This is a genomic window from Streptomyces sp. A1136, assembly GCF_004795055.1.
GTDB lineage: Bacteria > Actinomycetota > Actinomycetes > Streptomycetales > Streptomycetaceae > Streptomyces.
In genome coordinates, this window is the sequence record NZ_SSBJ01000062.1 from 1 (window position 1) to 26526 (window position 26526).

The window sequence follows — 26526 nt, forward strand, 5'->3', positions numbered from 1 at the left end:
CTCGATCAGTGCCCACAAGTCGTCGTCCACGATCCAAGGCCGAGTGCTCACACACTCACGAACGGCCGAATCATCACACCGGTTACGCCCGACCAGGGCATCTCAACAAGATCCTGTTACGAGCTCTTAGGGGCTCGTCCGCAGGAGCTCGCGGGCGGCGGACCCGGGCCCGGCCCGCCACGGGGGTCGGGCCCGGGCAAGCACCGGGACGCGCGCCGTACGAGCACTACGAGGCGTCGAATGTGGCACCGTCGCCGGTGACACGCAGGCCTACCGGACGGTCGGAGACGGGGATGGTGCAGCCTTCCGACACGCTGCAACTGGCGTAGCCCAGCGAGACCGACGCGACCCCCTCGCCGTCCGCGTGGACGGGCAGCGTGGTGGTGACGGAGCCGTCCGGATAGACCGGTACCGGGGCGTCGACACCAGGCACGGCGATGGACCGTACCTGCGCGGCGGTCGTGAGCCTGCCCGCCGCCTTCAAGGCACCGGAGACGGTCACCGAGGTCGGTCTGCCCACCCCCTCGACACCGGTGGGCGGCAGATCGGTGCTGTACAGGTGGAACCCCTCGCGCTCCGGGGTGAAGACCGCCGTGAGGGTGCCCGACGCGCCGTGCCACGCGGACATCGAGAGCGTGACGGTGACCCCGTTCTCGGTGAAACGCGTCGTGGGCCCGGCAGCACCGGAGCTTTTGGCGGCCGGCGGGCCGCAAGCGGCGAGGGCGGCCAGGCAGACGAGCACGGCGGCGGTGCCGCGGGTTGTCCGGGCGCGTGGAGCCGCCGCTGGTCTCACGACGCCCACTCGCGCAGGAAGGAGTCGATGCCGTCGGGGGTGAGGGACGGATTGCCCGTCACATGGGTGTCGGTGCGTATCGTGCCGGTCGGGGAGACGACGACGAGCACGGGCATGGTGTACGTGCCGCCCGAGGGGCTGTACTTGCGCAGTTGCGCGGAATTGGCGGAGTCGTTGCCGCCGATGTCGACCTTGACCAGGTGGTACGAGGCCCCGAGGGTGGCGGCGGTCCGCGGCTGGGCGAACACCTTGTCGGCGGCCTTGCAGTTGCCGCACCAGTTCGCGCCGAAGTCGATGAGCACCATCCGCCCGTCGGCCTTGGCCGCGCGCAGCGCCGCGTCGATCTGCTTCCGCGCGTCGGCGGAAGCGTCGTAGCCGGGACCGGGCACGGCGGCCGGGGCGGCTGTGGCGGAGTCACGGGACGGTTTGGCGCCGGGCGTCGCGGTGGCGGCGGCGGACCCGTTCCTCGCGGCCGGTACGGAGGTTCGGGGCGCGGCGGAGACCGACGCTGACGCCGACGCGGTCGTGGACGCCTCGTGGGGGCGGTGGCGGACGCGGTCGCGGAGGGCAGGGTCGGCGCGGTCGTTTCCACGACCGACGGCACGGCGGCTCCGACGGACTGCGTGGCGGGTCCGCACGCGGCGGTCAGCCCGGCGGCGACCACCGCCGCGGCGACCAGCGGCAGCCGCGTCCCCGGGCCCGGCGGAGCGGGACGACGGCGTACGGCGGCCGACGCGGACGGGTCGGAACACGCGGGAACTCATGGCGAAGACACCTCAGGGCATGGTTCGGATGGCGGGAACGGCGAAGACGCCTCCCCGGTGCGGTGAAACCGGCGGCGCGGCGGCTCACCGGGCATTTCGTGCCCGGGGCCGAAGGCCGCTCGGTGACGTGAGCATAGGGCCGGTCCGGGTCACCGGAACCGCCCCGGCGTGATCATCAGGTTGCCCTGAGGAACAGCTCACCTTCCCCTTCGCCGCGGCCCGGACCGGCCCCCTCAGAACGACGTCTCGCGGACGGAGGCGCTGGCGGCCGGATCGACTGTCGCCGTGACGACCGAGCGGTGGTCGTCGCTGGTGAACGTAACGGTGAGGGTGTCGTCCGAGGTCTGCGAGGTGGTGGCACGGAAACCGCGGCTCGGGACAGCGGAGATCAGGCACACTCCCCGGCTGCCGTATCGGACCGTGGCCTTGCCGCCCTGGGAAGGGACGGTGTGCAGGCCCGCTCCCCCCTCCTCGCAGTCCACGGCGGTCTTCGACGCGGGAGTCCGTGCTGTCCCCGAAGGGGCCTTGGCAGGGGGAGGGGTGGTGACGGCCGGGGACGACGGCTGGGCCGACGCCGTGGGCGACGCGCCGGCGGACACGGACGGCGACGGCGTGCCGGGGGAGGGGCTCTGGCCGGCCTGCCACGCCGGCGGCGTCTCGATGACCACCGGGGCGGACCGCGCCACGGGGGGAGTGTGGCGGGTCGTGCCGACGACGAACCGGACCGTGCCGAGCACGGCTGCCACGCTGGCGGCCGTGCACGACAGCCATATGAGCAGGTAACGCGGGATACGAGGCACGGCCCCATAGTGGCCGACGCGCGTGCCTCCCGTTGACCCCGGTCCGCCTACCTCGGGGTGCCGAAGTCCTGCGTCCACCACGGACCGCCGTCACCCTTGTGCACGCCTATGCCGATTTGGGTGAAGGCGCAGTTCAGGATGTTGGCCCGGTGCCCGGGGCTGTTCATCCAGGCGTTCATGACCGCGTCGGCGTCGGCCTGGCCGCGGGCTATGTTCTCGCCCAGACGGGACCAGCCGTATCCGGCGGCCTCCACCCGGCTGGTCATGGTGGACCCGTCGGGACCGGTGTGGGACATGACGCCGCTGCGGGCCATGGTGTCGCTGTACGCCCGCGCGGCGGCGGTCAGTTCGGAGTCCGTGGCCAGCGGTCCGCAACCGGCCGCGGCCCGCTCCTTGTTCACGAGGGCCAGCACCGCGGATTCGGTGCCGCTGTCGGCGGTGCCGGAACCTCCGCCCGAGCCGCCCGAGCCGCCCGAGCCGCCCGAGCCGCCTGAGCCGCCGGAACCGCCGCTCGTGGCCCGGGTCGGTTTGGCCTTGGGCGTGGGCTTGTCGGGCGTGGGCGGCGCCGGCTTGGCCGGGGCGCTGCTCGCCGCCGTCGAAGGCGCCGCCGGAGTGGCGGACGCGGCAGTCGGGGATGCGGAGACGGAGGCGTCGGCGCTGGGGGATGCCGGGGCGGCAGCCGCCGCCGTACCCCTCGGATCGGCGGTGCCCGCACCCGCCGCCTTGGACACCGCGCCGGCGGCACCGTCGGCCCGAGCCTCCCGGTGGCCGTCACCGTCGGAGTCGGCCACCGCGACCCCGACCGCCACGGCCGCGGCCGCGGCGGTGACCGACAGCACGATGCGCGTACGGACGGTCTTCCTCCGCCGCGTCTCGACGCGGGACGGGACGACGGCAGTTCGGCTGCGGCTCATGCCGGTAACACCTCACAAGGCAGGGAAAACAGGGGAGTTCACCCGAGCCTAGGCCGCTGACCAGCGAATTCCGGACCGTGGAGGTGTTCTTCAGACTCCCTTAAGGAACCCCGCAGGACCCCCTCAGGGACAAGCCGGACAATCGACTGCCTTCAGCCCGAACGGTCAGTGGCCGACGGTGTTCATCAGGATGATCGCCAGGAGGTCGGCGAGGATGACGGTGACGACGCAGATGATCGAGGCCCAGGCCCTGCGCGACTCGTCGAGGTTCATGCGTCGCCTCCGGCTGCCGATGCGCGTGTTCCCGGGCCGGCCGCCCGCGTCCGGGCGCACCGATCTCCCGCCATGATGGCCCCGCACCGCGTGGAGCACATCTCGGGAGCCCTGGCCGCCGGCTGTGCCTGTGCCTGGGCCTGTGGCTTCGCGGAGGGCCCGACTCCTGGCGGCGGGACCGCGACGGCCGACAGCGCCGCTCCCGGGCAGGAGTGCCCGGGACCGGCGCTGTCGGCCGTCGGTGAGGTAGCGGCCCCGTCGTATCAGGCCGTGGTGGGAGCCGCGGTCTCGGCGGACTCCGCGGACGGCGGGGTTCCGGCGGTGGCGGAGGTGGTGGCGCCGGGCTCGCTACCGGGCAGCGGGATGCGGTGCAGGCCCCTGCGGTCGTAGAGGCGGGTGACGGCGAAACCGAAGACCAGCGCGGCCACGAGCGCGATGCCCATCGCCGCCCACGCCCGGCTCAAGCCGGCGTCCGCCTGGGCCCCGTAGTAGAGCAGCGAGCGCAGCCCCTCGGTGATCTGGCGCAGCGGCTCGAACTCGGACAGGGCGCGGAAGAACCCGGGCAGCGCCTGGACGGGCACGGTGGCGCCGGAGGAGGGGACGGCCATCGCGACGAAGACGATGGTGGCCAGCAGCATGCCCGGGGTGCCGAACGCGGCGAACAGGGTCAGGCTTCCGACGCCGACGACCCCGATGGTGGCGACCGAGTAGAGCCACAGCAGGCCGAGGTGGGAGGCGTCCATGTCGAGGATGCCGACCGTGGCGACCTCGACCAGGGTTCCCATGACCACGGACAGTCCGAGCATGAGTGTCATGCCGATGGCCAGGGTGCGGACGCGACTGGTGTGCAGGACGGGTTCACGCTTGCGGAAGGGCCCGAAGTCGGTGTGCAGGTAGCCGAGGGCGGTGTCGACCTGGGAGTTGACGACGTTCGCGCCGAGCATGCCGCAGACGACCAGGACCAGCGCGTAGTAGAAGGCGCTCAGCCCCATGGCGCTGCGGGACCCGACGGGGTGGCCGTCCGCGACGTTCACCGTCACCGGGTCGGCCAGCTTGAGCTGGGCGGCCGTCGGGAGCGGCGTCTTCTGGGCCGCGGCCTGCTTCAGGAGTTCCCGGCCGAGCTGGGCGGAGGCGGCGTGAGCGGCCTTCTGGGAGGCCTGGGAGGACAGCGAGGAGCCGATGCTGCCGGCCGCCTGGTTGGTCAGTACGGTCAGGACCGGCGGGGTCGGCTTGCCCTGGGACGCGGGCTGCGGAGCGGTGAGCGCGGTCACCGTGGCGGAGAAGTCCTTGGGTATGACGAGGGCGCCGAAGACCTTGCCCCGGCCCAGCCGCTTGTCCGCCTCCTCGCGGCTGACGACCTGCCAGTCGATGGCCTTCTCGCCCTTGGCGGCCTGCTGGATCCCCGCGACGACCTGCTCGCCCACGTTCACGTGGTGGCCGCCGGCGTCGGCGCCGCCGTCGCTGTTGACCAGCGCCACCGGCAGATCACGCAGGTTGCCCCTGGGGTCGACGTTGCCACCCACGTAGAGCAGGGCGAAGACCATCGAGACCACTGCGGCGATGAGTCCCGTCCCGATCCACAACTGGGGTCGGCGGAGCACGGAGGGGGGCGTGGGATGAGGCATCGATTCTCCGGGGCGGCTGCGTTCGTCGAGCTGGATACTTAAGGTATCCAGCTACTGGATAGTGGCAGTATCTTGTTGTGGTGTCCAATCGCCGAGGACGTAGCCGCTTCGCATCCGGACCGCGTGACGACAGGGAAGCCGTATGAAGATCTCGGAGCTCAGCCGGCGGACCGGTGTGCCGGTCGCCAGCATCAAGTACTTCCTGCGGCAGAGCCTCCTGCCCGCCGGCCGGGCGACTGCCGCGACCCTGGCCGAGTACGGCGAGGAGCACGTGCAGCGGCTGCGGCTGATCAAGGCGCTGACGACGCTCGGCGGCCTGTCCATCGCCGCCACCCGCGAGGTGCTCGGAGCCGTCGACCAGGCCGAGAGTTCCGAGGGTGCCCTGGGGGCGATCAGCTACGCGCTTCCGGTTCCGGTCGCGGCCCAGCGCGCCGCGGCCGGCCAGGAGGAGGAGGCCGAGGCCGACGCGACCGCCGGGGGAGAGGTGGCGGAGCTGCTCGCGGCCCTGGACTGGCAGGCGCCCATGACGTCACCACACGTCCAGGGGCTGACCGTGGCGCTGAAGGAACTGAGGCGGCTGGACGCGCAGTACGATCCCGGCGAGCTCGCCGCCTACGCGAGGCTCGCCGAGTCGGTGGCCAGGCTGGACTTGGAGCGCGCCGCGGGCCTCGACGACCCGGTGGAACTGGCCGAGCGGGCGGTGATCGTCTTCGCGATCTGCGCCCCGGTGTTCGAGCTGCTGCGGCGTCTCGCCCAGGAGGACCAGGTCCGGCGCCGAGCCGCGTCGGACGGCGCCGACTCCGCCGCGCCCCGGTAGCGCACGCAAGGCGCCGGGCGGCCGGTACCGCGCCGGCGGGCCCGGGTGCTGACCACGGCCCTGACCATAGTGGCCCCGACGGCGTGATGTCTACAAACTTGTAGACGAAGCGGCGCTGTGCCATTGTGCCGCTCATGACGACAGCTCAACTGCGGAGGACGGCCCGGCCGTGCCCGTCCGGCAGACGATGAACAAGGTCCCGCAGGTCACCGCAGTGTTCTGGATCATCAAGGTGCTGACCACCGGAATGGGCGAGACGGCCTCGGACTTCCTCGCCCACGTGATGGACCCGATGATCGCGGTCGCACTCGGTGCGCTGGGCCTGGTGATATCCCTCGCCGTGCAGTTCCGGCTCGACCGGTACGTGGCCTGGGTCTACTGGACCACCGTCGTCATGGTCAGCGTCTTCGGCACGATGGCGGCCGACGTGCTGCACGTCGGCCTCGGCGTCCCGTACACCGAGGCCACGCCTGTCTTCGTACTCGCCCTCGCGGTGATCCTCGGCGCCTGGTACGCCACCGAGCGCACGCTTTCGGTGCACAGCATCAACACCCGGCGCCGAGAGGCGTTCTACTGGGCGACGGTGCTCGCGACCTTCGCGCTCGGCACCGCCGCCGGAGACCTGACCGCCACCAACCTCGGCCTCGGCTACCTCGCCTCCGGCCTCGTCTTCACGGCGCTGATCGCCCTCCCGGCCCTCGCGCACTCCCGGCTGGGCCTGGGGGCGGTGGCGGCCTTCTGGTCGGCGTACGTACTCACCCGCCCGCTGGGTGCCTCCTTCGCCGACTGGATGGCCGTTTCGCGCGCCCGCGGCGGTCTCGGCCTCGGGCTCGGTCCGGTCACCCTCGGCTGGACCCTGGTCATCCTCGCGCTGGTCGCCTACCTCACCGCCACCACCCGCCGCGCCATCGAGGCCTGACCACGGACCACGGACCTCCGGGCACACCTGCGGGTCAATGCGGACAAGTGAGGGCGGCGATCACGTCTCTGGTGGCCTGAGCGATGAGTTCGTTGTCCGGGGTGGTGTCCCGGGAGGCATGCGTGGAGAGGATCGCGAGAATGATCGGAGCGGCTTCGGGCGGACGGACGACGGCGATGTCGTTGCGCGTGCCGTAGTCCGCGCTGCCGGTCTTGTCGCCGACCCACCAGCCGGCGGGGACGCCGGCGCGGATGAGTTCATCGCCGGTGGTGTTCCGCCCCAACCAGCCGGTCAGCAGAGCCCTCTTCTCGGCGTTCAAGGCGTCGCCGAGGGTGTATGCGCGCAGGTCGGCGGCCAGGGTGCGGGGTGTGCTGGTGTCCCGCGGATCGCCAGGAGTGGCTTCGTTCAGTGCGGTCTCGTAGCGGTCGACCTGGGTCGTTCCATCGCCGAGGGCGACCAGTGCGGCCTGGAAGCCCTTCGGGCCGCCGAGCGCGTCGAGCAGAAGATTGCCGGCGGTGTTGTCGCTGTAGCGGATGGCGGCGTCGCACAGGGCGCGCAGCGTCATGCCGGTGTCCACGTGCTGTTCGGTGACGGGCGAGTAGGTGACCAGGTCGCCGTGGGTGTAGTGGACGACCTTCTCCAGCCCTTCCAGGGTGTTCTTCCTCAAGACCGCGCCCGCGGCGAGGGCCTTGTAGGTGGAGGCGTAGGCGAACCGCTCGTCCGCACGGTGGGCGACGGTCCTCCCGGTGCCGGTGTCCACCGCGTAGACCCCGAGTCGGGCGTCATGTCCCCGCTCCAGTGCGGCGAAGGCATCCGCTGCTGAGGTCGTCGCAGTCGCAGTCGCAGTCGCAGTCGTCGTCGCCTTCGGCTTCGTCGGCGCACCGCGTGGCGCGGCGCCGGCGGGCGGCCTGGCAAGCCCGAGGAGCGGGCCGGCCGCGAGTCCGGTCAGTGCGGTGAGTGAAGCACGGCGAGTCAGAGCCATCAGGACATCCACTTCGTGCGAGTTCGGACGACGTGTGACGACCGGAGGTCGGCCGCCCCGGTCGGGGACCTCGTCCGCCCGGAGAGGTCGCGCACCAGATCAATACGCCCAAAGCAACCGTGCAGTACGCAAAAGTGTCCAGCGCGTCGACCACTCCGGCTGGATTCGGCCGGGACTTGTCCGGATGTCGTGGTCGTCCCTCGTGGGGCAAACCGACGAGAGACAGGGCCGGCCCGGGGTGGGGGCGAACCCACCCCGGGCCGGGGTCAAGCATTCAGCCGATCAGGCGGTGGGCCGATCCGGCACAGAAGCAGTGCCGGATCGGCGTCGGGCCTACTGCTGGTTGTCGCCGGTCTTGAAGTCGATGAGGACCTCGCCGGTGGACTTGTGGAGCACCAGGGTGGAGTCGGTGGCCCCGAAGGTGAGGTAGGCGCCGTTCTGACCCCAGGTCTTGGTGTCCCAGATCGCGCCGCCCTTGCCCTCGCCTCCGTCCTTCTTGTACGTGACCAGGTTGCCGTCCTTCTGCATCCGGGTGTACGCGCCGGGGCTGTAGTTCCAGAAGCCCCGGCCGTAGTCCTTGTCGCGGTAGAACACCGCGAAGTAACCGCGGTTGTCCTGGGCGAGGATGGAGTTGGTGGCCGACATCCAGGTACCGCGCTCCAGGTTCTGGCCACCGGAGAGGGTGTTGTTGCCCACCTTCCAGGTCTTGGTCGACCAGCTGGCGGAGTTGTCGGCGCGGTACACGACGAGGTTGGCGTCGTCCTGGAAGTCCAGGTGGCCGTTCGGGTTGCCCCAGGTGCCGGAGCTCCAGACGGCCCCGCCCTTGCTCGGACCGCCGTCCTTCTTGTAGATGACGAAGTTGCCGTCGGACTGGAAGACCGCGTACGCGCCCGTGTTGCCGTACGAGCCCGAGGCCCACAGCTCGGCGCCTGCCTTGTGGTCCAGGACGAGGTTGCCGTCCGGCTGCATGAACAGGTAGCCGTTCTCGGTCTCGATGTACTCGTTCGAGGCGAGCACCTCACCCGGCCGCAGCGAGACGGTTCCGGCGGTCGCGCCGAGGGCCGTGGCGCGCTGCTGGTTCTTGGCGGCGGACTTGGCCGGGACGCCGCCCTGCGGCTTCTTGACCGGGACCGTGACGGCGGTCGTGGTGTTGGTCTTACCCCCGGCGGCCTGGGCCACCGGGGAGACGAGCACGCCGGCCGAGACGGCGGCGGCGATGAGCGCGCCGGTCCAGGCGGCACGCTTACGGTTGAGGTTCAATCCCTTACCCCCCATGAGGAACACGTTCAGTTGAACGTGTTCGATTCAACGGCGATCAGTTTGTACGGGCCCTGCCCGAAAGGCAAGCCGATTACGGCTCAGTCGGCGGTGCCGCTCTGCCAGAGGACGGCGTCGGAGTTCCTCGCCAGGAGCACGAGATTCCCGTCGAGTTGGAACACCAGGCGGGCACCGGGGTTGTTCCAGGTCCCGGTGGACCACAGTGCGCCGCCCTTGCCCTCGCCGCCGTCCTTCTTGTAGACGACGAAATTGCCGTCCGACTGCATCCGGGCGTAGGCGCCCGGTGCCCAGGTGTTGGTGGACCAGCGTTCCTCGTGGGTGTTGCGGTCCCGGATGCTGAGCTTCCCGGTCTGCTCCATGGCGAGGATCGCGTTGGCGCTCCAAGTCCAGTTCCCGGAGCCGATCTGCCAGGTCGCGTTCACCGTCGTGTCGACCATCCACGTGCCGGTGTTCCAAGCGGCCGATCCGTCCTGCCGATAGACGACCAGGTTGCCGTCGGACTGCAGTTCCAGGCGCGCGCCCGGGTTGCCGTACGAGCCGGCGGCCCACAGGGCCTTTCCGTCGGCGGAGTACACGACGAGGTTGCCGTCCTGCTGGAACGCCACGGTAGCGCCCGGGTGCCCGTACGTGCCGGTCGCCCACAGGACACCCCCGGAGACGTGCTCCAGCACCAGGTTGCCGTCGGTCTGCAGCTTCAGTACGGCGTTCTTGCTGCGAGCAACCTCACCGGCGCCGTGCGAGGTGCCCGGCTCGAAGCCCTGGGCCTTCGCCGGTGCCACCAGGGTGTTCGCAGTCGCCGGGACCGGCGGTGCCGCCTGAGCCGCGGCCGGGGCACCGACCGCCGCTGCCGTCAGAGCAGCGGCGACGAGGCCGGTGCGCAGCGCCGTGCGCTTGCGTGTGAATGCCATTGTTTCCCCCCACATCAGCGGTGCTTCCATCCGTCGGCCGTCGGGCCGACAGACCTGATGAGAGTGCCATGGCCCTCTGACAGTGGCATGCGGAGGGTCCCGATCTGGCTGCACGGGCGAGCACTTGAGTCTCCGCGGGACCGGGGGGACTTCGCGTGCCGCGTCCGGGTTGCCGTTCCTGGCGCAGGCGCCCGCCGCATACCCGTGCGTCTGCCACACTTGCGCCGTGCGTGGCGCGGGGGCGCCGCCGGGGGGAGGGAGGGGATCTCCGGATGTCCCGATGGATCGTGCTGGCCATACCCGTCGACGGTGTCAGCGAGACAGATCGTGATGCACGGACCCTCGCGGAGTTCGAGGGCACCGCCGAGGAAGCGGAGAGCACCCTACGGCAGACGGCAAGCGTCTACGAGCACAAGCTCTGGAAGGTGCGCCGACGGGAGATCTTCGAGTGCTCCAGCCGGTCGTACTTCATCCGTATCCACGGGCGCATGACGACATACGGCCTCCTGATCCAGCTCGCCGAGTTGGTCCACGACACCGAGTGGCCGACGATCCGGCCCGCAACCTGAGATCCGGTCGGCGGGAACAGACATCTCGCCGATCGAGGCCGCGAGAGGGGCCCTTCGCGCGTCGTCGCAAAGCGCGCCGGCTCTGAGCCCGTTGGGCGGCTTCGCCGGCGGCGCCCGTCCTCGAAGGCGGCTATGTGACCTGAATCGAGTCCACCGGGACCTCGAAGACGAGCGCCAGGCCGTCGCGCACGTTCCCTTGCTCGCCGACGCGCTCGAAACCGAAGCCCGTGATGGTGGCGAGCGAGGCGTCGTTCTCGGAGCCGATGGTGGCCCGCACGGTCCTGACACCGGGTTCGGCCGCGGCCCTGACCAGCAGCGCCTTCAGCATGGCGCGGGCGTAGCCTTGGCGACGGTACTGCGGTACGACGGTGTAGCCGACCTCGACCATGCCGGCCTCGTCCGGCGGTCCGTGAAATCCGGCGTCGCCGACAACGGCCCCGTCCGGCTCGGACACGGCGGCCCGCACCGTCCACGGCGCCGCAGACGGGTCCTTGGTGAGCTGGTCGGCGCGATAACCGAAGATCCGGCGGGCTCGCTCACAGACGAAGTGTGCGTCAAGGGCGATCCCGGCCTCGGCGCTGCCGCCGGCGAGGTCACCGTCGGCCAGCGCCCGCAGCGCCTTCGCGTTGAGCTCGACGAAGCGGACACGTTTGGGGGTGGGCGTGGGTTCGTTGTTCATCGCGGAGATGCTCCCCGAGGGCGGTGGGGCTGTCCACCGCTTTACGGCTTCAGCGGAGACGGGGGATCGTCCGGGTCGGGCTCTGGCGCGCCCGTGGGGCCTCGGCGTGATAGTGGCTGACCGCCCGCCGCTGCGCGAATCGAGCCATCCGCCGCGGGTCCATGCGGGCCTCGGCCACCGCCGGCCCGGCAGACAACGGGCCGGTCCGACACCCCCGCCGAGCTGGTTCACAACGCCGCCGCCGCCGGGCTGGACGTCGTCGCGCTGACCGACCACGACACCGTCGGCGGCTACGCCGAGGCCATCGCGGCCCTGCCGCCGGGGCTCACCCTGGTGACCGGCGCGGAGCTGAGCTGCTGGCTCGACGGGCCACCGCTCGCCCCGCTCTCGGGCCGGCCGGCTGCGCTTGCCAGTCGCCAGGGTCGGTCGGAGACAGGTGAAGGTGACGCTGGAGACACACGGCTTGCCGGCGGTCGAACCTGCACACGCCCAAGGTGCCGGACACGGAAACCATGCCCGAGACGGCCGCCGCCCGGCCGGCCCAGCCGGTGACGGCGGCGCCTCGACGCCCGAGTCGGGCCGACCCGGTCGCGCCGGGGACGCGATGAGCCACACGATCACGGTGGCGGACGGCCGCCTCCTGCCGGACGACCGCGACCCGCTGTGTCCACGGCCCCGGGACGGTGGTCACGACACCACGGGAGCGGCGTCCACTTCGGTCAGCTTGACCGTGCACAGGCCGCCGCGCTCGCTCTTCACGTCCGTCACCTTGAGCTGCGTGCCCGGCGTGAGGATGTACTCCTCCTCCCCGGTGAAGGCGGAGAAGCGCTTGATTCCGACCGCCCGGGCGGGTGTCACCTCGAAGAGCGTCCGCTTGCCGCGGCTGCCCAGGAAGGAGCGGGCCACCGCCGGCTCGGAGGTGCACGAGGAGACGCCCCACCAGGTCACCGTCCGACCCACCGGGTACTGCGCCCGCAGGTCCATGGACACACCGCGCCACAGCGACTGGGTGTGGGCGGGCAGCCCCGAGACCGCCGAGAACAGCAGCCGCAGGTACGGCAGATACGGCGTGACCCGGGTGCGGTCCGGGGAGCGTAGGACGGCGTTGATCTCGCGGTAGAAGGCGGACTCACAGGTGTAGAGGTAGAGCGCGGCGATCGCGTCGGCGGACAGGCTGCCGGAGGTCTGGTCCGCCCGCCGCTTGCCGAAATCGTGTGACCGGTCGATGTGTCCGACGAGCCCGGCCAGTGTCTCGGCGACCGGTGCGAGGGCAGTGCGGAAGTCCATCAGCGGGGTGTCGAACACGCCGGTGATCGCGGGCAGGACCAGGCCCTCGTCCTTGACGCCGGTCAGGCGCTCCAGGTACAGCTGGTGCAGGTTCATGGTCGACTCGATGAAGGCGCCCATGCGTGCCGCGACGCCCCCGGCCGTACCGGCCTCCCCCTCGTCCCACCCCTTGCTCGGCAGCCAGTCGATCACATCGGCACCCAGCGACGCGAGAGCCTCGTTCACCAGGGCGAAGTGGTCGCCCTCGCAGAAGATGTCGCCCTGCGCCGCCGGGTTCGCGTGGTCGATGTGCCGGACCTCCACGTCCGGGTACTTCGCCTGGAGCCGTAGGACGACCGCCTTCAGGTTGCGCGCGTGAGCCCCCCACCACGCGAACACGATCCCGCGGTCCTCCTCGTCGGCGTCCTGCTTGGCCTTGAGGATCTCCTCGATGATCCGCTCGGCGACGGGCCGCCAGAACGCCGTGTGCCGGTCGGTGGCCATCGCTCCGTCGCCGCTCGCGGTGAGCGAGGCGTTCAGCAACAGCACACCCTGTGTCAGCATCGCCTGGAACCACTCGGGCGGCTGGACCGTGTCACGTTCCTTCAACAGCGCGCGCACGTCGGCGATGGGCGTCTTCTTGGCTATGCCGTACTTCCACATCGCCGCCGCCTTGATGATGCAGCGGATGCTGACGACCCTGCCGAACTGGCTGTCCTTCCAGTCGTTGAAGGTGTTGTCGAACATGGCTATGCCGGTCGCGCTCTCCGGCCGCGGGTACGGATTCTGGCCGAAGGCGACGACCTTCCACTTGTGGGGCGGGTGGGGCTTGAGGGCCTGGAAAGTCAGCTCACGGACCGGTACGACCTCGGGGCTGCGGCCCTTCCCGATGAACCGGGCCGCGTCCGGAAGCGCCTCGATAACGGGCTTCAGGAGCGGAAGCCAGGGCTCACCGCCGTCGTTGAAGAGCTCGCCGAGCGCCAGGGGGTCGTCACCGTCGGGCTGGGTCGGCGCCGGGGTCGGGGCCTGGTCGGTCGGGTCGGTCGGGACGGCCTGGTCGGTCGGGTCGGCCTGGTCGGTCATGGGGGAGGGGCCTTCGGTCGTCGTGGTCGAGGGGTGGTCCTGGCCGGCAGGCTCTGCGGCAGAGTCGGGCACGGCGGTCTTCGGCGGCACGACGCGTACACGCTGCTCGACGGGGGCGTTCTCTATGCCGTCCAGCTGGCTGATGATCGTGGCGCGCAACTCGTCGTCGTCCTCGAACCAGTGGTCGTGGAAGAGCGTGTAACCGGTCCACATCAGGTTGGCGCAGACCCTGGCCGGGACCCGCCCGGTCTGCGCGCCCATCCCGACCAGCGCGACGGAGCGGATGCTGCCCGGTACCAACCGGTTCTGCCGGTGGACGGCCTGGAACGCGGCGGCGCATGCCAGCGCGACGTTCAGTGTGGCACTCACGTTCTGCGAGGACCGCACCATCGTGGGCGTCGATATCAGGTACCGGGGGACGGTCGCCCCCGACGGGACGCAGACCGCGCTGCCCACCGGGAGGGCCCCGGCGAACCGATCGCGGATCGCACGCTGCACACGTAGCTGGATGCCGGAGCCGAGGAACCGCTTGATGACGGCGTCGACTCCACCGTCCATCCGGCCCCGGGAGTTGGTCGGCGTCACCCAGGCATCGACGTCCTCGTCGAGGATCGAGCCCCTGCGGATCTCGATGCCGGGGGTGTCCGCGAACGCCGCCCGCCACGCCTCCACCACGCGCTCGTTCACGTCCGTCAGCACCACCCTCAGTGGGGGCTGAACACTGCTCTCGATCATCGTCCACTCCTGTCGGGAACCGTCCCTGGCAACACCCCCAACGTAATCGCCGCCACTGACAACGCTGCGCTCGCAGCAGCGGCATGACCCGCCGTCACACCTGCGGGAACGTCCCGTCGCCGGCCTGTGTCCGCTGCCGGACCCGGGGGCAGACGGCGTGGCCGGACAACCGGCGCCGGGCCGCGCCGGTCGCCGTCCGCTTCTAAGGTTTGTCGAAGGTGTAGAACCGGCGGTGGTCCCACATGTCGGCCGGCGTCACGTTGTTCCACGGCCCCAACGTGCCGTGCAGGTCCACCACATTCGGCGTCGGCACGGCGGGCAGGTAACCCGACTTCGGGTTGCGGGCCTGCCATTCGGCCCACAGCTTGTCGATGAAGGCGTGGTGGAGCCAGAACACCGGGTCGTTGGGGGAAGCCGCAGTGGTCATGTGGCCACCGACCCACACGTGGACCCGGTTGTGCAGATTGACCCCGCGCCACCCCTCAAGGTGGTTGCGGAACCCGTTCGAGGCGCTGTTCCAGGGAGCGGCGTCGTAGACCGGCATCGCCAACACGGAGTCCACGTCAGCTCTGGTCGGCAGCTGCGGCACCCCCGCACCCAGCCCGCGCCGCAGATAGGTCCGCCGGTCCACCCCGACCGTCACGGCCCACCTGCCTCCCGCGTAGGCGAAGGGCCCGTCGAGCACCTGACCGTCGCGGCCCAGTCTGGTGCCGCCCATGAAGTCCGCCGCCCAGAGGGAGGACCTGGCCTCGCGGTCGACGGTCCAGTCCCAGTACGGCAGCGAGACGTTCCTGTCCACCCGTTGCAGCGCCGCCTCGAAGTCCAGCAGGAACCGGCGATGCCAGGGCAGGAAGGACGGCGCCCGGTGCCCGAGCCGGTCACCGAAGTCGGAGTCGGTCATGAGGTAGTAGTTGTGGGCGTTGACGTACCGGTCGTAGACGCCCGTCCGCTTCAGTTCGAGCACGGCGTTGACGAAGGCGCGCTTCTCGTCGGCGGTCAGCGCGGCCTGGTTCTTGCGAACGGTCACAGCTGCACCTCCTTCGCGACGAACGGGGCGAGCTCGGCGCCTTGGAGGCCCCGGACGGCCGCGCGGGCGGCCGCGATCGGGTCCGGGAAGGTCTCGTAGTGGTTGACGACGGTGACCCAGCTGCCGTCCGCGTTGCCCATCAGGTGCAGTTCATTGCCGTCGATCTTGACGGTGGGAGCCCCGACACCGTGGTGCCCGCCCGGCCCGAGGGTGATCTGGATACGACGGCCCTCGTACACCTCGTCGATGCCGCCGGTGGGTATGGAAACGGGCGCACTGGACGCTCCCGAGGCTTTGGCCACGGGAGCGGAAGCCGACGAGGACGAGCAGGCGGTCAGCCCCAGGGCGGTGACAGCCCCGGTACCGATCCCCAGCGCCTGTCGGCGAGTGATCTTCTTCATGGCCTGAAGAAGTATCAGAGGGCCGAAACCACACGATCGTTGGCCCCTGCATCCGGAAATCTTCGAGACGGGCCCGGGTGGCGGTCCGCGATCACGCCCCCGAGCGGTCCACGGGGGCTTCCCAGCCCAAGGAGGCAACCCGAACCGCTCCGCCCCGTCCCGTCGGCGAGCTTGCGCCGGGCGCGCCCGAGCAACAGACCGGGGACACGTGTTCGCGGAGGTGTCCGGCCACGTAGAGTCGTGGTCGCTGGTACGGAAAGTCTTGGTGGGGGGCGGTCAAGGCGGTGTGGCTGAGATGACGGGGCGAAGCGGCAGGCAGTGCCGGGTGCGCCGGGTCCGGGACATGGGGCACGGCGAACACCTCTGTCTGGCGTTCGCCGATGACGACGAGCAGCGACGTGTGGTCACCACGTACCTGCGCCGCGGGTTGGAGTGCGGGGAGCGGGTGCTGTATTTCGCCGATCAGCGCGCTCCTGAACGGGTGCTCGACTGGTTGGACGCGGCCGGTACCGATCCCGGCCCGGCGGTGGCCACCGGACAACTCCAGGTCACCACCGCCGGCGACAGCTATCTGGCGGCCGGCTCCTTCGACGCCGACGCCATGGTCGACACCTTGCGACGGGAGATCGCCTCGTCCCTGGCGGTCGGCTACACCGGCCTCCGCGTCAGCGGCGAGATGGGCTGGGCGCTGCGTGATGTGCCGGGCGCCGACCGGCTGGGCGATTACGAGGCCAAGGTCAACTCGGTGTTCGCCGGCCGCCCCGCCTCGGCGGTTTGCCAGTACGACGCCCGACTGTTCGACGCCGAATCCCTCGACGCCTTCGACCGGCGCCACGGGGGCGCGGTGGAACTGCCGCCCCTGCACCGCGACACCGTGCTGCGGCTGGTACCGGCGTTCCAGGCCGGCCGCAGGACGCTACGGGTGGTCGGCACCGTCGACTACCGCACCACCGGGGCCCTGGCCAAGGCGCTGGCGATCGTCCTGGAGTGGCCCGGGGACGTATGGGTCGACATGGCCGGTCTGGACTTCATCGACCTGGCCGGGGTGAGGGTGTTGGCGCATGCCGCCGGCCGGCTCACCGGCGGGCGACGTCTGCACGTGGTGGATCTCGCGCCGATGCTGTGCCACGTGATCCAGGTGGTGGGCTGGGACGAGGAGCCGGCGCTGGTCGTCACCGCGCGGGAGGAGACCGCGTGACCAATACCCCGACCCTGAACGCTCCGCATTCCGAGCAGGGTCTGACGCACCAGGGCCTGATCTACGGCAGCGACGAGGAGTTCCTGGGCGCCACCGTGCCCTTCTGCCTGGACGGACTCGACCGGGGCGACGCCGTCCTGGCTGTGACCACCGACGCCAACATAGGCCTGCTGCGCCAGGCTCTGGACGGCGCCGCGGACCAGGTGGAATACATCGACGCGGACGACTGGTACAAGACTCCGGGACGCACCCTCGGCGCCTATTACCGCTACGTCGACCGGCGCACCGCCGACGGCCGACACCGGCGGGTGAGGGTGATCGGCGAGCCGGTCTGGCACGGCCGGGACCCGCTGGAGCAGACGGAGTGGACCCGGTACGAAGCGGCGATCAACGTCGCCTTCGCCGACTGCCCCGCCTGGATCGTCTGCCCCTACGACACCCGGGTGCTGCCGCGAGAGGTGGTGGACGGCGCGCGCCGTACCCACCCGCAGCTGTGGACCGGCGCCGGTCCGACCCCCGACCGCAGCAGCCACTACGCGGCGCCGGACACCGTGGGCGGTCCCTGGGAGCGCGGCCTGTCCCCGGTGACCGCCGACGGGGAGGAAGCCGTTCTGTGCTTCGGGGCCGACCTCGCCCCCGTACGAGCCTTCGTCGCGCGGAAGGCCGCGTCGCTCGGCATGCCCGACGAGGGTCTGCGACGGATGCTGTTCGCCGTCAACGAGCTTGCCACGAATGCCGTCCAACACGGCGGCGGCAACGGCCGGTTGCTCCTTCGGCGTGCCGGGCGCCGCATCGTGTGCGACGTCACCAACCCCACCCGCGCGGCCATCGACTGGTACGCGGGCTACCTGCCCCCGGAGCCCGACCGGCCACGCGGGCACGGTCTGTGGGCGGTGCGCCAGATGTGTGATCTGACGGAGGTCGACACGGGTCCGGACACGACTACCGTGCGCCTGCACTGGACGCTGACCTGACCCGGCGGCCACGTATCGCGGGCGTATCGAAAAGCGCATACGTCACCGCAACGCGCCTCCGTCTCCCATGGGGGCGTGAACCACAACGCATCCCTGTCACCACCGCCCCGCCGCACGCGCCGGATCGTGTTCCTCGGCTTGGCCGTCCTCGCCACGGCGAGCGCCGCGTACGTCATACGGCGGCCGCTCATGATGTCCGCTCCGATGTGCATGGCCGGTCGGTGGCACGGTTGCCTCGACACGTTCAACGGAGTGGTGCTCATGACGTTGGTGACGCTGCCCTTGGCCGCGTCGGTGGCCTGGGCTCTGGCGCGTCGTCGGCGCGCCGCCGGCGTCACTTCGGCGTGGCGGCTGTCGCTGGCGGAGGTGGGCATGGTCCACGGTACGGTGTCGTTCATCTGGATGACGATGATGCCGGGGCCGGCATCGTGCCCGGCCGACTCAGCCTGGTACCGCTGCGGGACGTGCTCACGATGGGGCCGGGCGGAATCGTCGGCAACCTGCTGGTCTTCGCGGCGCTGGGGTTCTTCGCCCCGATGCGGTTCGCGGCGGCCGCGTCCCTGCCGCGGATCCTGACGCTCGGCGCCGGCTGCTCGGTCCTCGTCGAAACCGCGCAGTACGTCCTGACCATGCTCGAACGACTTGAGTCACACGTCGGCGAACAGCAGAGGTTCGCCGCGAACGCCTCCCACGAACTGCGGACCCCGCCGGCCATCTCGCGGCCGCTGCTCGACGTCGCCCGAAGGGACCCCGAGCGGGACCAAGGTCACGTCCTCGAACGCCTGCAGGTCGTCAACGGGCGCGCGATCGACCTCACCGAGGCCCTCCTGCTGCTCAGCCGCAGCGACCGCGGGACCTTCGTCCGCGAGAGCGTCGACCTCTCCCTCGTTGCCGAAGAGGCCGCCGAAACCCTGCTCCCCCTCGCCGAGCAGCGCGGGATCACGCTCGACGTCACCGGGGGAGCGGCACTGACGGGCGGCTCCGCGGAACTCCTGCTGCGGATGGTGACGAACCTCGTCCAGAACGCCATCGTCCACAACCTCCCCGCCGGCGGCACCGTGACGGTCCACACCGAGACGCGGACGACGTGAGCGTGCTACGGGTCGAGAACGCGGGCCGTCCAGTGCCACCGGAACTCGTACCGACCCTCACCGAGCCGTTCCAGCGCGGTACGGAACGCGTACGCGCCGACGAGCACGGCGGCGCCGGCCTCGGCCTGGCCATCGTGCACAGCGTCGTCCGCGCCCACGACGGGACCCTCGACCTCGTCCCGCGTCCCGCCGGCGGTCTGCTCGTCACGGTCCGGCTTCCCGGCGCACCGTGAACGACCGGCGGTACGGGCCGGGCTCGTCCCGCTCCGACGAGGCGCCACCGGCAGGTGACCGCTAGGCGGACCTGCGGCGCATGGCCCGGCGGACCACGTACAGGACCACGAGCAGCGCGATGACGACGACCACGACGATCAGCAGTTTCTTGAAGAGCCCGCTTTTCTTCTTGCTCTTCTTCTTGCTCTTCTTGGTCCCGGTGGTGGCCTTCGCCTTGGAGGACGTGGGCGCGTGGAGGCCTGACGCCGCGTTGGCGCCGGCGGGGAGAGCATGCTGCGCGAGCGCCGCCGAGGTGGAAGCCTGCCGGGCAGCCGGCACGGCCGCCGTGGCCGTTGCCGCAGGCCCGAGCAGCAGCCCGGTCAGTACGAAGAGAGGTATGAGCGCCGCCACCACGGGGTGCTTCCTCGGATTGCTGTTCTTTGCCACTGTCTCCCCTGTTCTCCGACGCCCTGACCGTACCCAGTGGAATCCGGACGGTTGGGCCTTGGAGCATCGTGGACGAGTTCGACCGCTCCGGCAAGCAGATGAGCCGCGTAACGCCTTCGAGCAGGTGCTCGACCGCCTCGACCTTCTCCGGTAGCCAACCGCTGCCCCGCCGCGGCGTGAATGAATCAGGTTCGCGCCGTGATTCCGGTCAGGATCAGGTCGATACCCGCGAGGAAATCCGCTCGGTCGTCGTGCCGACGCATTTGGTCGGCCACGGCTCGGGTGAACGGGTACCGCTCGGGGTCGAGCTCTGCCCATGCGGTCGCGGCGGCGTCGAGCATCGCGGCCCGGTCCGTGCCCGGCTGCTGCGCCCGGGCGTTGGCGGCGTTCTGGCCCGCCACCCCGAGGATGTAGTGCAGCAGCGCGGACGCTGCGGTGAATTGGTCGGCTTCCGGTACGCGGAGCGCCTGGATCTGGCGTCCGATGCGTTCGAAGACGTGGACCATCGGCGACTGCCCCGGTGTGCGGGCGACCTGCGTGCCGACCCAAGGGTGGGCGTCGATCGCGTCGAACAAGCCGAGCGCGAGGGTTCGGATCGCTTCCTGCGGCGTAGCCTCGCCGTCGTCGCAGCGGATGGAGGCGGCGACCACGGCGTCGGTGGCCGCGGCGAGGAGTTCGGTCTTGCCCGTGACGTGCCAGTAGATCGCCCCCGGACCGGTCGCCAGGTGCTCGGCAAGCGCGCGGAAGGTGAGACCGCGCTCGCCCACCGTGTCGAGAAGCTCCACGGCGGCGCTCACGATGCGCTCGCGGGAGAGCGGTTCCTGGCGCCGTTCCGAACGACGCGCCCTGGCTGCCATGCCCACCATCCTAAACGCTCTGGAATCGTGTTCCAGCTTGACAGGTCATGGAACGCTGTTCCACCTTGGCCTTCTGGAACGGTGTTCCAGTCGAGACGCGCCGGTGCCGGCTCCGGGTGTCCGCGATCAGGAAGGCAGCACCATGACCACTCCCACGATCATCGGCGCGGGACTCGGAGGGCTGACGTTGGCCCGGGTCCTGCACGTCCACGGCATCCCGGCCACGGTCTACGAGGCGGAGGCCTCCCCGATGGCGCGCACGCAGGGCGGGATGCTCGACATCCACGACCACAACGGCCAACCCGCACTCCAGGCGGCGGCCCTGTTCGACGAGTTCAGCGACCTCATCCTGGAAGGCGGGGAGGCGACGCGGATCCTCGACCGGGACGGAACCGTTCTGTTCGACGAACCCGACGACGGAGCGCGTCGACGCCCCGAGGTGCTGCGCGGCGCACTGCGACAGATACTGCTCGACTCGCTCCCGGCCGGCACCGTCCGGTGGGGCCGCAAGGTCAGCGGCGTCCGATCCCTCGGAGGGGGGCGCCACGAGGTCGCCTTCGCCGGGGGCGCCACCGTCCTCACGAGCCTGCTGATCGGCGCGGACGGCGCGTGGTCACGGGTCCGCCCGCTGCCCTCCGACGCCGTACCCGAATACGTGGGCACGTCGTTCGTCGAGACCTACCTCCTCGACAGCGACACCCGACACCCTGCCGCCGCGAAAGCGGTCGGCGGAGGGGCGCTGTTCGCGATCGCTCCGGGGCAGGGCATCACGGCGCACCGGGAAAGCGGCGGGACCCTCCACGCCTACACCATGCTCAACAAGCCGAAGGAGTGGTTGGACGGCGTCGATTTCACCGATCCGGCCGTGGCCACCGCCCGGATCGCCGGCGAGTACGCCGGCTGGGCCCCGGAGCTCACCGCCCTGATCACCGACTCCGATACCGCGCCGGTCCCGCGGCCCATCCACTCCCTGCCCGAGGGGCACCGGTGGGACCGCGTACCCGGTGTGACCCTGCTCGGCGACGCCGCCCACCTCATGCCCCCGTCCGGCGAAGGCGCCAACCTGGCGATGTACGACGGCGCCGAACTCGGCAGGGCCATCGCCACGCACCCCGATGACACCGAGGCCGCGCTCGCCGCATACGAGAAGGCCCTGTTCCCCCGCAGCGCGGCGGCCTTCACGGAAGCCGTCGACGCCTTCCGGCTCTGCTGCCGGGACGACAACGCCCCCCGTGGCCTGCTCGACATGTTCACCGGACACGGACAGAGCTGACGAGCCGCCCGGGGACGCGTGTGCCCGAAGTGCCGAGCAACCGCGCGGGGGTGGTCGGAGCCTAGAAGGCCGAGTGGGTGAACCAGTGGGCGAGCAGTTCCCGATCGCCGAGCAGGTGGAAGGTGTCGCCGCGGTGGTGGTGGTCCTGGCGACCGTAGAGGAGCAGCAGCAGGTCCGCCGCCGATCCGCGAACCTCCGCGTCCGCCGTACCGGGCCCGACGCGGTCGGCCACCAGTGCGAATCCGTCGGGGCGCAGGGCCACCAGCCAGTCGCCGTCGCCGTCCGTACTCGTGAAGCGGATGGTCCGGTCCGGGGCGCGCAGTTGGGCGGTCTGCGGCGCGAAGGGGAAGGCATACGGCAGGTTGGTCAGGAACTCGTCGACACCATCGACCGCCAGATCGCGGTCGATGTGCGGTGAGAGCCCGAGTGCGAGTTGGGCGTCGACCCGGTGGACCAGGGTCTCGAACAGCATGCGCCGCACCCAGAACCGGGCGTGCTGGTCGACTCCCCAGGCCCACATCGGAGCGTCCAGGTCGGTGGAGGCGAACACCTCCTGGGCCTCGCTCGCGCTCGCGGCCAGCCACTCGGGGAGGCCGTCCGGCTGCTCCGGCAAGCGGAGGTCCACCTCACGGCTCGTCGGTGCCTGCTGGACGCGTCGGCGGAGCAGCTCGGTGAACCAACGGTGCACACTGCCCACGTGCTGGGTGAGGTCCCCGAGGGTCCAGCCGGGACACGACGGCACCGGGGTGGCGAGGTCGGTCCCTGCGACCGTGGCGACGAACTCGGCGGTCTCGGTTGCGACGGCCGCTCCGTGCTGGGCGGGGTTCATGCCTGTGCCCTTCCTCCGGTGGTACAGCCCCAGGGGGCCGACAATGCTTAATCTTCTGGATGGTTTATGTCATTAACTATTGCGGGACGTTAGTTCGCGCCGGCCGGGGATGTCAATTCCCGCCCCGGGCCGGCCGACCCGTACGTACCCGCCGCCGCGATCTTCAGGAATCCGGAAACGAACGCCCCGGGAGCGCCTGCGGCCGGGCAACGACAACTGAGCGAAGAGACCCCTCGGGAGCGAAAGCGATCGCAGCGGCCGGATCGCACGGCGATGTCGCGCCCACACAGCCCCGGTCTCCGCTTCCGGGTCCTCGCCGTCGAACGGTTCGCCGACTCACTCGACCGGGCAGTGGGGCAGCAGGCGTACACCGGCCGCCGCGCGGGCGGCAGGCGAGGTCTCCAGGAACATCCGGCGGATCACCGGCGGATGACGTCAAGCCATTGGCCCCCCTCCCCCGCCCGGTCCCCTGGCGGGGGAGGGGGATGCGGCCCGGGCGTGAGCCCTACCGGCGCCGCCGGGCAAGGACGCAGAACTCGTTGCCCTCGAGGTCCGCCAACACGACCCACGGTTGATCGCCCTGGCCGATGTCGACACGCTGTGCGCCATGAGCCAACAGGCGGGCCACCTCTGCGTCCTGGTCGTCGGGCCTGAAGTCGAGGTGCAGTCGGCTCTTGCCCTTCTTGGCCTCGTCAAGCCGGACGAACTCCAACCCGGGTAGGCGATCGGGCGCCGGGCGGATCTCGAACTCATCCTCGGAGGAATGGACCACCACCCAACCGAGAGCCGTGGCCCACCACTGGCCCAAGGCCGTCGGGTCTGTCGAGTGGACGACTACCTGTTCCCATTCCAAGGTCATCTGCCGATCCTAGAGCTGCCGGTGTTTGGGGGAAACGGTGTACACCGGCCCCTGCCCGCCGCGTGTCCCGGGGAGGCCGGGCCTCCGAGTCGGGAGCGGGAACCCAACGGCGTGTTCCCCTTGAGAGGGGGTATGAGGGCAGCGATCGTCTGCAGCTACGGTGTGCCAGGAGAGTGACCCACGATGACGGATGACGCCTACCTGTTCCTCGCGACCACCGCTTCAGGTTGGCAGGGAACGCCGCTCGCGCTCGTCGGCGAGCTGGAGTGTCTGGACACGCCCGCGGTGCAGGCGTGGTTCGCCGCCCAGGGTGTGAGTCCTGCGTCCCCGAGCGTGCGGGTGGTCCCGCCGGAGCAGAGCCGGCTCATTCCCGACGGAGCCGAGCGGCTCCCGATCCCCCTGGGCGCCGAGGAGCTCGAAGAGGTCCGCCGCGCCACTGCCACGGACTCCGTGGCGAGCGCCGAGGCGGACCTGCTCGCCTTCCGCGAGAGCGAGGACAACCGCGACGCCGTGCTGCGTCGGGCACTCGCCGCCGGTGTGCCGGCCCATCGGGTCATCGAACTCTCCGGGGTCGACCCCACCACGCTGTCCTCCGCCTCCCAGAGCTGAACCCGCCCCGTCCGAGCGTGTCCGGCTCCGTGGCGGCGACGACCGCACCGGGCGGTTCAACGGGAACGGCAGGCGTCGACGTTCTCCGAAGCCCACTGCCGAAACGGCCGGGCCGGCGCTCCCGTGCCTGCGAAACCGTGTCGCGCACCGTCAGCAATGCGTCGTTCACGTCTCGCCCATCACATCGAGGACCGCGTCGGCGGCCTTGGCCCCGACGACCCCGGATCGCAGCCGCCCACCTCAGGGTGTTCGAGGCGAACTGCGTCGGTCGCAGGATCGTCCACGCCATGCCGCTCGCCTTGAGCAACTGCTCCACCGACAGGTTTCCCTCGGCCGGCCCTAGTACTCCAGCCGTAGTTCGTGATCTCGATCGTGAGGGGCACCGAGGAGGCAGCTGGCAGCGTCGATCATCTGGACGAGACCGACCACGCCGTCGCGGGCTTCCGTTCCTTCTCCGCCTACCCGAGTCCACCGGGACGGAGGGCGTTCCTCATCTCGCTGAGCTTCGCGGTCGTCGCCGGGGTCCACTCCTTCGCCTGCTCACCGGGACGGAGGGCGTTCTCAATCTCGCTTAGTTTCGCGGAGGACAGAACGCCCGCTCGCTCGATCAGGTCGTCCCGGGACACGGTGGTCAGCCACGTGCAAGGGGTAAAGCCCGGACGCGGCAACGCGAACCGCAGCACGCCTTCAAAGGGCAGTCCTTCCACGGCGCCTACTGCCACTTCGACGCCCAGACCGGTGATATCGACACCCGCCCGAGCGACGACCTGCATCACCCGGATGCCGGACGCATCGTCTCCCGACAGCAGCACGACCGGCCGCCGCTCGTCGAACTCCACCCACCAGACTTCGCCACGTTGCACATGTCCTCCTGACACCGGTGTGTGAAGACAAACGATCACGCGGTGGCCGCAGGTCACAGCGTAGACCCTGCCCGCCGGCAGGAGGCGTTCGAGGGCCTGATGAGCCGGATAGCGGGACGGTTCACACGGGTCGAACCCCGGTTCCGGGTCCGGAAGTTGGTGCTGCGACTGCTGTGGGACCTGCCGCACAAGAACTGCTGGACCATCGCCGAATGGGCCGGGGAGAGGACCCCGGACGGCACGCAGCATCTGCTGGGGCGGGCCAAGTGGGACGCCGACCGGGTCCGCGACGATGTGTGTGACTACGTGGTGGACCACCTGCACGACGACCAGGCGGTACTGGTGGTCGACGAGACCGGGGACGTGAAGAAAGGCACCGGCACGGTCGGCGTCCAGCGCCAGCACACCGGTACCGCGGGCAGGATCGAGAAATGCCCAGGTCGCCGTCTACCTGGTCTACGCCGGCCGGCGCGGGCACGCGGCAGTGGACCGGGAACTGTACGTCCCGCGTTCATGGACCTCCGACCCTGACCGCTGCCGGGATGCCGGACCCGACCAGGACACCGCCTTCGCCACCAAGCCGGAACCGGCCACTCGTATGGTTGCCCGGTTCCCGGACGCCGGCCACCAGGCCGCATGGGTCGCCGGCGACGAGGTCTACGGCGGCAACCCCAGGCTGCGAACCGCACTGGTGGAACGCGGCACCGGCTACGTCCTCGCGGTGGCCTGCTCGCACGAAGTCACCACCGGGGCGGCGAGGTTCCGTGCGGACACCCTGACCAAGAAGGTGCCCAAGCGGGCCTGGCAGAAGCTCTCCGCAGGGGCCGGGGCCAAGGGCCACCGGCTCTACGACTGGGCAGTCATCGACCTCGCCGACCCCCGACCCGGGAGTCGTCTGCTGCTGATCCGCCGTAACCGCAGCACCTGCGAACTCGCCTACTACCGCTGCTACTCGCCCGCACCCGTGCCTGTCCGTGGTGGTCAGAGTCGCTGGATCAAGATGGCGGGTGGAGGAGTTCTTCCAGTCGGGCAAGGGCCTGGCCGCACTCGCCGAGCACCAGGTCCGCCGCTATGCCTCCTGGTCCCGCTGGGTCACCCTCGCCATGCTCGCGCACGCCTTCCTCACCGTCGTACGCGCAGACGAGCACACCCGCCCCGCACCCGATGCCCCCATTCCGCTCACCTGCAACGAGATCCAGCGCCTGTTCATCACACTCGTCGTCCGACCTGTCCACGATGCCGCCCACCGGCTCGGTTGGTCCGACTGGCGGCGCCGCCACCAGGCCCGATCCCAGGCCAGCCACTACCGTCGACAAGCCACTCAGGCATGAAGATCACGATCTACGGCTGGAGTACTAGTGACCTGAGTCAGAGATTCGGTGGCAGTAGGCGGCGACTTTGTCGAGGATCTCGTCGGCTGTCTTCGTCCAGATGAAGGGCCTTGGGTGGTCGTTCCAGTCGGCGAGCCAGGCCCGGATGT

The 26526-nt window shown here is 70.6% G+C and carries 24 protein-coding genes and 6 pseudogenes; 11 read left to right on the plus strand and 19 right to left on the minus strand.

Going from position 1 to position 26526, the window contains the following annotated elements; genetic code table 11:
• Positions 1 to 226 precede the first annotated feature (226 nt).
• The 5 genes from E6R62_RS34690 to E6R62_RS34715 all read right to left on the minus strand — a co-directional run bounded on the left by E6R62_RS34690 (position 227) and on the right by E6R62_RS34715 (position 5145).
• A complete protein-coding gene (locus E6R62_RS34690; protein WP_136217462.1) occupies positions 227 to 628 on the minus strand; it encodes a hypothetical protein in 402 nt (133 codons plus the stop codon).
• Between the two features lie 161 nt (positions 629 to 789).
• Positions 790 to 1182: a thioredoxin family protein gene (locus E6R62_RS34695; protein ID WP_136217463.1), complete on the minus strand. Its 393-nt coding sequence runs from the start codon at positions 1180 to 1182 to the stop codon at positions 790 to 792.
• 608 nt (positions 1183 to 1790) lie between these two features.
• The gene (locus E6R62_RS41490; protein ID WP_240802071.1) at positions 1791 to 2357 is read right to left on the minus strand and encodes a hypothetical protein; all 567 of its coding nucleotides are present in this window, start codon (positions 2355 to 2357) and stop codon (positions 1791 to 1793) included.
• A gap of 47 nt (positions 2358 to 2404) precedes the next feature.
• The gene (locus E6R62_RS34710; RefSeq protein WP_136217465.1) at positions 2405 to 3271 is read right to left on the minus strand and encodes a CAP domain-containing protein; all 867 of its coding nucleotides are present in this window, start codon (positions 3269 to 3271) and stop codon (positions 2405 to 2407) included.
• 536 nt (positions 3272 to 3807) lie between these two features.
• A complete protein-coding gene (locus E6R62_RS34715; protein ID WP_306432507.1) occupies positions 3808 to 5145 on the minus strand; it encodes a YhgE/Pip domain-containing protein in 1338 nt (445 codons plus the stop codon).
• 166 nt (positions 5146 to 5311) lie between these two features.
• Here E6R62_RS34715 and E6R62_RS34720 point away from each other — a divergent pair, with 166 nt between their 5' ends.
• Both E6R62_RS34720 and E6R62_RS34725 read left to right on the plus strand, forming a co-directional pair.
• Complete coding sequence (locus E6R62_RS34720) at positions 5312 to 5986, plus strand: MerR family transcriptional regulator (RefSeq protein ID WP_136217467.1); 675 nt, start codon at positions 5312 to 5314, stop codon at positions 5984 to 5986.
• A 187-nt stretch (positions 5987 to 6173) separates the two neighbouring features.
• Positions 6174 to 6905 (plus strand): hypothetical protein, encoded by a 732-nt coding sequence (locus E6R62_RS34725; RefSeq protein WP_136217484.1) that lies wholly within the window; start codon positions 6174 to 6176, stop codon positions 6903 to 6905.
• A 34-nt stretch (positions 6906 to 6939) separates the two neighbouring features.
• Here E6R62_RS34725 and bla read toward each other — a convergent pair whose 3' ends face one another.
• From bla to E6R62_RS34740, 3 genes are all read right to left on the minus strand, one after another.
• On the minus strand, positions 6940 to 7887 hold the full coding sequence (gene bla, locus E6R62_RS34730) for a class A beta-lactamase (protein WP_136217468.1): 948 nt from the start codon (positions 7885 to 7887) through the stop codon (positions 6940 to 6942).
• Positions 7888 to 8220: 333 nt separating this feature from the next.
• On the minus strand, positions 8221 to 9162 hold the full coding sequence (locus E6R62_RS34735; protein ID WP_136217469.1) for a hypothetical protein: 942 nt from the start codon (positions 9160 to 9162) through the stop codon (positions 8221 to 8223).
• An 83-nt stretch (positions 9163 to 9245) separates the two neighbouring features.
• A complete protein-coding gene (locus E6R62_RS34740) occupies positions 9246 to 10073 on the minus strand; it encodes a hypothetical protein (protein ID WP_168714272.1) in 828 nt (275 codons plus the stop codon).
• 272 nt (positions 10074 to 10345) lie between these two features.
• On the opposite strand from E6R62_RS34740, the gene E6R62_RS34745 reads away from it, so the two are divergent.
• Complete coding sequence (locus E6R62_RS34745) at positions 10346 to 10642, plus strand: hypothetical protein (protein WP_136217471.1); 297 nt, start codon at positions 10346 to 10348, stop codon at positions 10640 to 10642.
• A gap of 130 nt (positions 10643 to 10772) precedes the next feature.
• Here the strand turns inward: E6R62_RS34745 and E6R62_RS34750 are convergent, their stop codons facing one another.
• Entirely contained in the window at positions 10773 to 11321 is a 549-nt protein-coding gene (locus E6R62_RS34750) for a GNAT family N-acetyltransferase (protein ID WP_136217472.1), read from the minus strand.
• Between the two features lie 222 nt (positions 11322 to 11543).
• On the opposite strand from E6R62_RS34750, the pseudogene E6R62_RS41495 reads away from it, so the two are divergent.
• Positions 11544 to 11690 (plus strand): annotated as a pseudogene (locus E6R62_RS41495) (phosphatase); the annotation flags it as partial.
• Between the two features lie 318 nt (positions 11691 to 12008).
• Here E6R62_RS41495 and E6R62_RS34760 read toward each other — a convergent pair.
• The 3 genes from E6R62_RS34760 to E6R62_RS34775 form a co-directional block, all read right to left on the minus strand.
• Positions 12009 to 14405 carry an ADP-ribosyltransferase domain-containing protein gene (locus E6R62_RS34760; RefSeq protein WP_240802072.1) on the minus strand — a complete coding sequence of 799 codons (2397 nt, stop codon included), beginning with the start codon at positions 14403 to 14405 and terminating at the stop codon, positions 12009 to 12011.
• A gap of 202 nt (positions 14406 to 14607) precedes the next feature.
• A complete protein-coding gene (locus tag E6R62_RS34770) occupies positions 14608 to 15432 on the minus strand; it encodes a tyrosinase family protein (RefSeq protein ID WP_136217473.1) in 825 nt (274 codons plus the stop codon).
• Positions 15429 to 15833, minus strand: coding sequence for a tyrosinase family oxidase copper chaperone (locus E6R62_RS34775; RefSeq protein WP_136217474.1), 405 nt, complete (start codon positions 15831 to 15833; stop codon positions 15429 to 15431). Before E6R62_RS34775 ends, E6R62_RS34770 begins: the two co-directional genes overlap by 4 nt.
• Positions 15834 to 16128: 295 nt before the next feature.
• On the opposite strand from E6R62_RS34775, the gene E6R62_RS34780 reads away from it, so the two are divergent.
• From E6R62_RS34780 to E6R62_RS34790, 4 genes and pseudogenes are all read left to right on the plus strand, one after another.
• Positions 16129 to 17031, plus strand: coding sequence for an MEDS domain-containing protein (locus E6R62_RS34780; RefSeq protein WP_136217475.1), 903 nt, complete (start codon positions 16129 to 16131; stop codon positions 17029 to 17031).
• Complete coding sequence (locus E6R62_RS34785) at positions 17028 to 18005, plus strand: sensor histidine kinase (protein ID WP_168714273.1); 978 nt, start codon at positions 17028 to 17030, stop codon at positions 18003 to 18005. The genes E6R62_RS34780 and E6R62_RS34785 overlap by 4 nt, the downstream gene beginning before the upstream one ends.
• Positions 18006 to 18080: 75 nt before the next feature.
• Positions 18081 to 18649, plus strand: a pseudogene (locus E6R62_RS41500) (VanZ family protein); the annotation flags it as partial.
• A pseudogene (locus tag E6R62_RS34790) lies at positions 18632 to 19329 on the plus strand (sensor histidine kinase); the annotation flags it as partial. The pseudogenes E6R62_RS41500 and E6R62_RS34790, both read left to right, overlap by 18 nt.
• Positions 19330 to 19390: 61 nt before the next feature.
• On the opposite strand, the gene E6R62_RS40005 reads toward E6R62_RS34790, so the two are convergent.
• Complete coding sequence (locus tag E6R62_RS40005; RefSeq protein WP_168714274.1) at positions 19391 to 19756, minus strand: hypothetical protein; 366 nt, start codon at positions 19754 to 19756, stop codon at positions 19391 to 19393.
• Between the two features lie 185 nt (positions 19757 to 19941).
• Positions 19942 to 20613 carry a TetR/AcrR family transcriptional regulator gene (locus E6R62_RS34800; RefSeq protein ID WP_136217477.1) on the minus strand — a complete coding sequence of 224 codons (672 nt, stop codon included), beginning with the start codon at positions 20611 to 20613 and terminating at the stop codon, positions 19942 to 19944.
• A gap of 142 nt (positions 20614 to 20755) precedes the next feature.
• On the opposite strand from E6R62_RS34800, the gene E6R62_RS34805 reads away from it, so the two are divergent.
• Positions 20756 to 21886 (plus strand): NAD(P)/FAD-dependent oxidoreductase, encoded by a 1131-nt coding sequence (locus tag E6R62_RS34805; RefSeq protein WP_136217478.1) that lies wholly within the window; start codon positions 20756 to 20758, stop codon positions 21884 to 21886.
• Positions 21887 to 21947: 61 nt separating this feature from the next.
• Here the strand turns inward: E6R62_RS34805 and E6R62_RS34810 are convergent, their stop codons facing one another.
• Both E6R62_RS34810 and E6R62_RS34815 read right to left on the minus strand, forming a co-directional pair.
• Positions 21948 to 22715, minus strand: a complete 768-nt coding sequence (locus tag E6R62_RS34810) for a maleylpyruvate isomerase family mycothiol-dependent enzyme (RefSeq protein ID WP_136217479.1) — start codon at positions 22713 to 22715, stop codon at positions 21948 to 21950.
• Between the two features lie 505 nt (positions 22716 to 23220).
• On the minus strand, positions 23221 to 23574 hold the full coding sequence (locus E6R62_RS34815) for a VOC family protein (protein WP_136217480.1): 354 nt from the start codon (positions 23572 to 23574) through the stop codon (positions 23221 to 23223).
• A gap of 183 nt (positions 23575 to 23757) precedes the next feature.
• On the opposite strand from E6R62_RS34815, the gene E6R62_RS34820 reads away from it, so the two are divergent.
• Positions 23758 to 24183: a DUF6003 family protein gene (locus E6R62_RS34820; protein WP_136217481.1), complete on the plus strand. Its 426-nt coding sequence runs from the start codon at positions 23758 to 23760 to the stop codon at positions 24181 to 24183.
• Between the two features lie 56 nt (positions 24184 to 24239).
• On the opposite strand, the pseudogene E6R62_RS41505 reads toward E6R62_RS34820, so the two are convergent.
• Positions 24240 to 24526 (minus strand): annotated as a pseudogene (locus E6R62_RS41505) (hypothetical protein); the annotation flags it as partial.
• 115 nt (positions 24527 to 24641) lie between these two features.
• A complete protein-coding gene (locus E6R62_RS34830) occupies positions 24642 to 25046 on the minus strand; it encodes a type II toxin-antitoxin system PemK/MazF family toxin (protein WP_136217482.1) in 405 nt (134 codons plus the stop codon).
• Positions 25047 to 25145: 99 nt separating this feature from the next.
• Here E6R62_RS34830 and E6R62_RS34835 point away from each other — a divergent pair.
• Positions 25146 to 26377: pseudogene (locus tag E6R62_RS34835) on the plus strand (IS701 family transposase).
• A gap of 24 nt (positions 26378 to 26401) precedes the next feature.
• On the opposite strand, the pseudogene E6R62_RS41510 reads toward E6R62_RS34835, so the two are convergent.
• Positions 26402 to 26526 (minus strand): annotated as a pseudogene (locus E6R62_RS41510) (IS630 family transposase); the annotation flags it as partial.

Bases quoted from the DNA above. Each gene is read 5' to 3' on its own strand.
- E6R62_RS34710 (WP_136217465.1), bottom strand. From the start codon at position 3,271: ATGAGCCGCAGCCGAACTGCCGTCGTCCCGTCCCGCGTCGAGACGCGG.
- E6R62_RS34740 (WP_168714272.1), bottom strand. From the start codon at position 10,073: ATGGCATTCACACGCAAGCGCACGGCGCTGCGCACCGGCCTCGTCGCC.
- E6R62_RS34780 (WP_136217475.1), top strand. From the start codon at position 16,129: ATGACGGGGCGAAGCGGCAGGCAGTGCCGGGTGCGCCGGGTCCGGGAC.
- E6R62_RS34750 (WP_136217472.1), bottom strand. From the start codon at position 11,321: ATGAACAACGAACCCACGCCCACCCCCAAACGTGTCCGCTTCGTCGAG.
- E6R62_RS34775 (WP_136217474.1), bottom strand. From the start codon at position 15,833: ATGAAGAAGATCACTCGCCGACAGGCGCTGGGGATCGGTACCGGGGCT.
- E6R62_RS34725 (WP_136217484.1), top strand. From the start codon at position 6,174: ATGAACAAGGTCCCGCAGGTCACCGCAGTGTTCTGGATCATCAAGGTG.
- E6R62_RS34800 (WP_136217477.1), bottom strand. From the start codon at position 20,613: ATGGCAGCCAGGGCGCGTCGTTCGGAACGGCGCCAGGAACCGCTCTCC.
- E6R62_RS34805 (WP_136217478.1), top strand. From the start codon at position 20,756: ATGACCACTCCCACGATCATCGGCGCGGGACTCGGAGGGCTGACGTTG.
- E6R62_RS34735 (WP_136217469.1), bottom strand. From the start codon at position 9,162: ATGGGGGGTAAGGGATTGAACCTCAACCGTAAGCGTGCCGCCTGGACC.
- E6R62_RS34810 (WP_136217479.1), bottom strand. From the start codon at position 22,715: ATGAACCCCGCCCAGCACGGAGCGGCCGTCGCAACCGAGACCGCCGAG.
- E6R62_RS34760 (WP_240802072.1), bottom strand. From the start codon at position 14,405: ATGATCGAGAGCAGTGTTCAGCCCCCACTGAGGGTGGTGCTGACGGAC.
- E6R62_RS34745 (WP_136217471.1), top strand. From the start codon at position 10,346: ATGTCCCGATGGATCGTGCTGGCCATACCCGTCGACGGTGTCAGCGAG.
- E6R62_RS34820 (WP_136217481.1), top strand. From the start codon at position 23,758: ATGACGGATGACGCCTACCTGTTCCTCGCGACCACCGCTTCAGGTTGG.
- bla (WP_136217468.1), bottom strand. From the start codon at position 7,887: ATGGCTCTGACTCGCCGTGCTTCACTCACCGCACTGACCGGACTCGCG.
- E6R62_RS34815 (WP_136217480.1), bottom strand. From the start codon at position 23,574: ATGACCTTGGAATGGGAACAGGTAGTCGTCCACTCGACAGACCCGACG.
- E6R62_RS34720 (WP_136217467.1), top strand. From the start codon at position 5,312: ATGAAGATCTCGGAGCTCAGCCGGCGGACCGGTGTGCCGGTCGCCAGC.
- E6R62_RS34690 (WP_136217462.1), bottom strand. From the start codon at position 628: ATGTCCGCGTGGCACGGCGCGTCGGGCACCCTCACGGCGGTCTTCACC.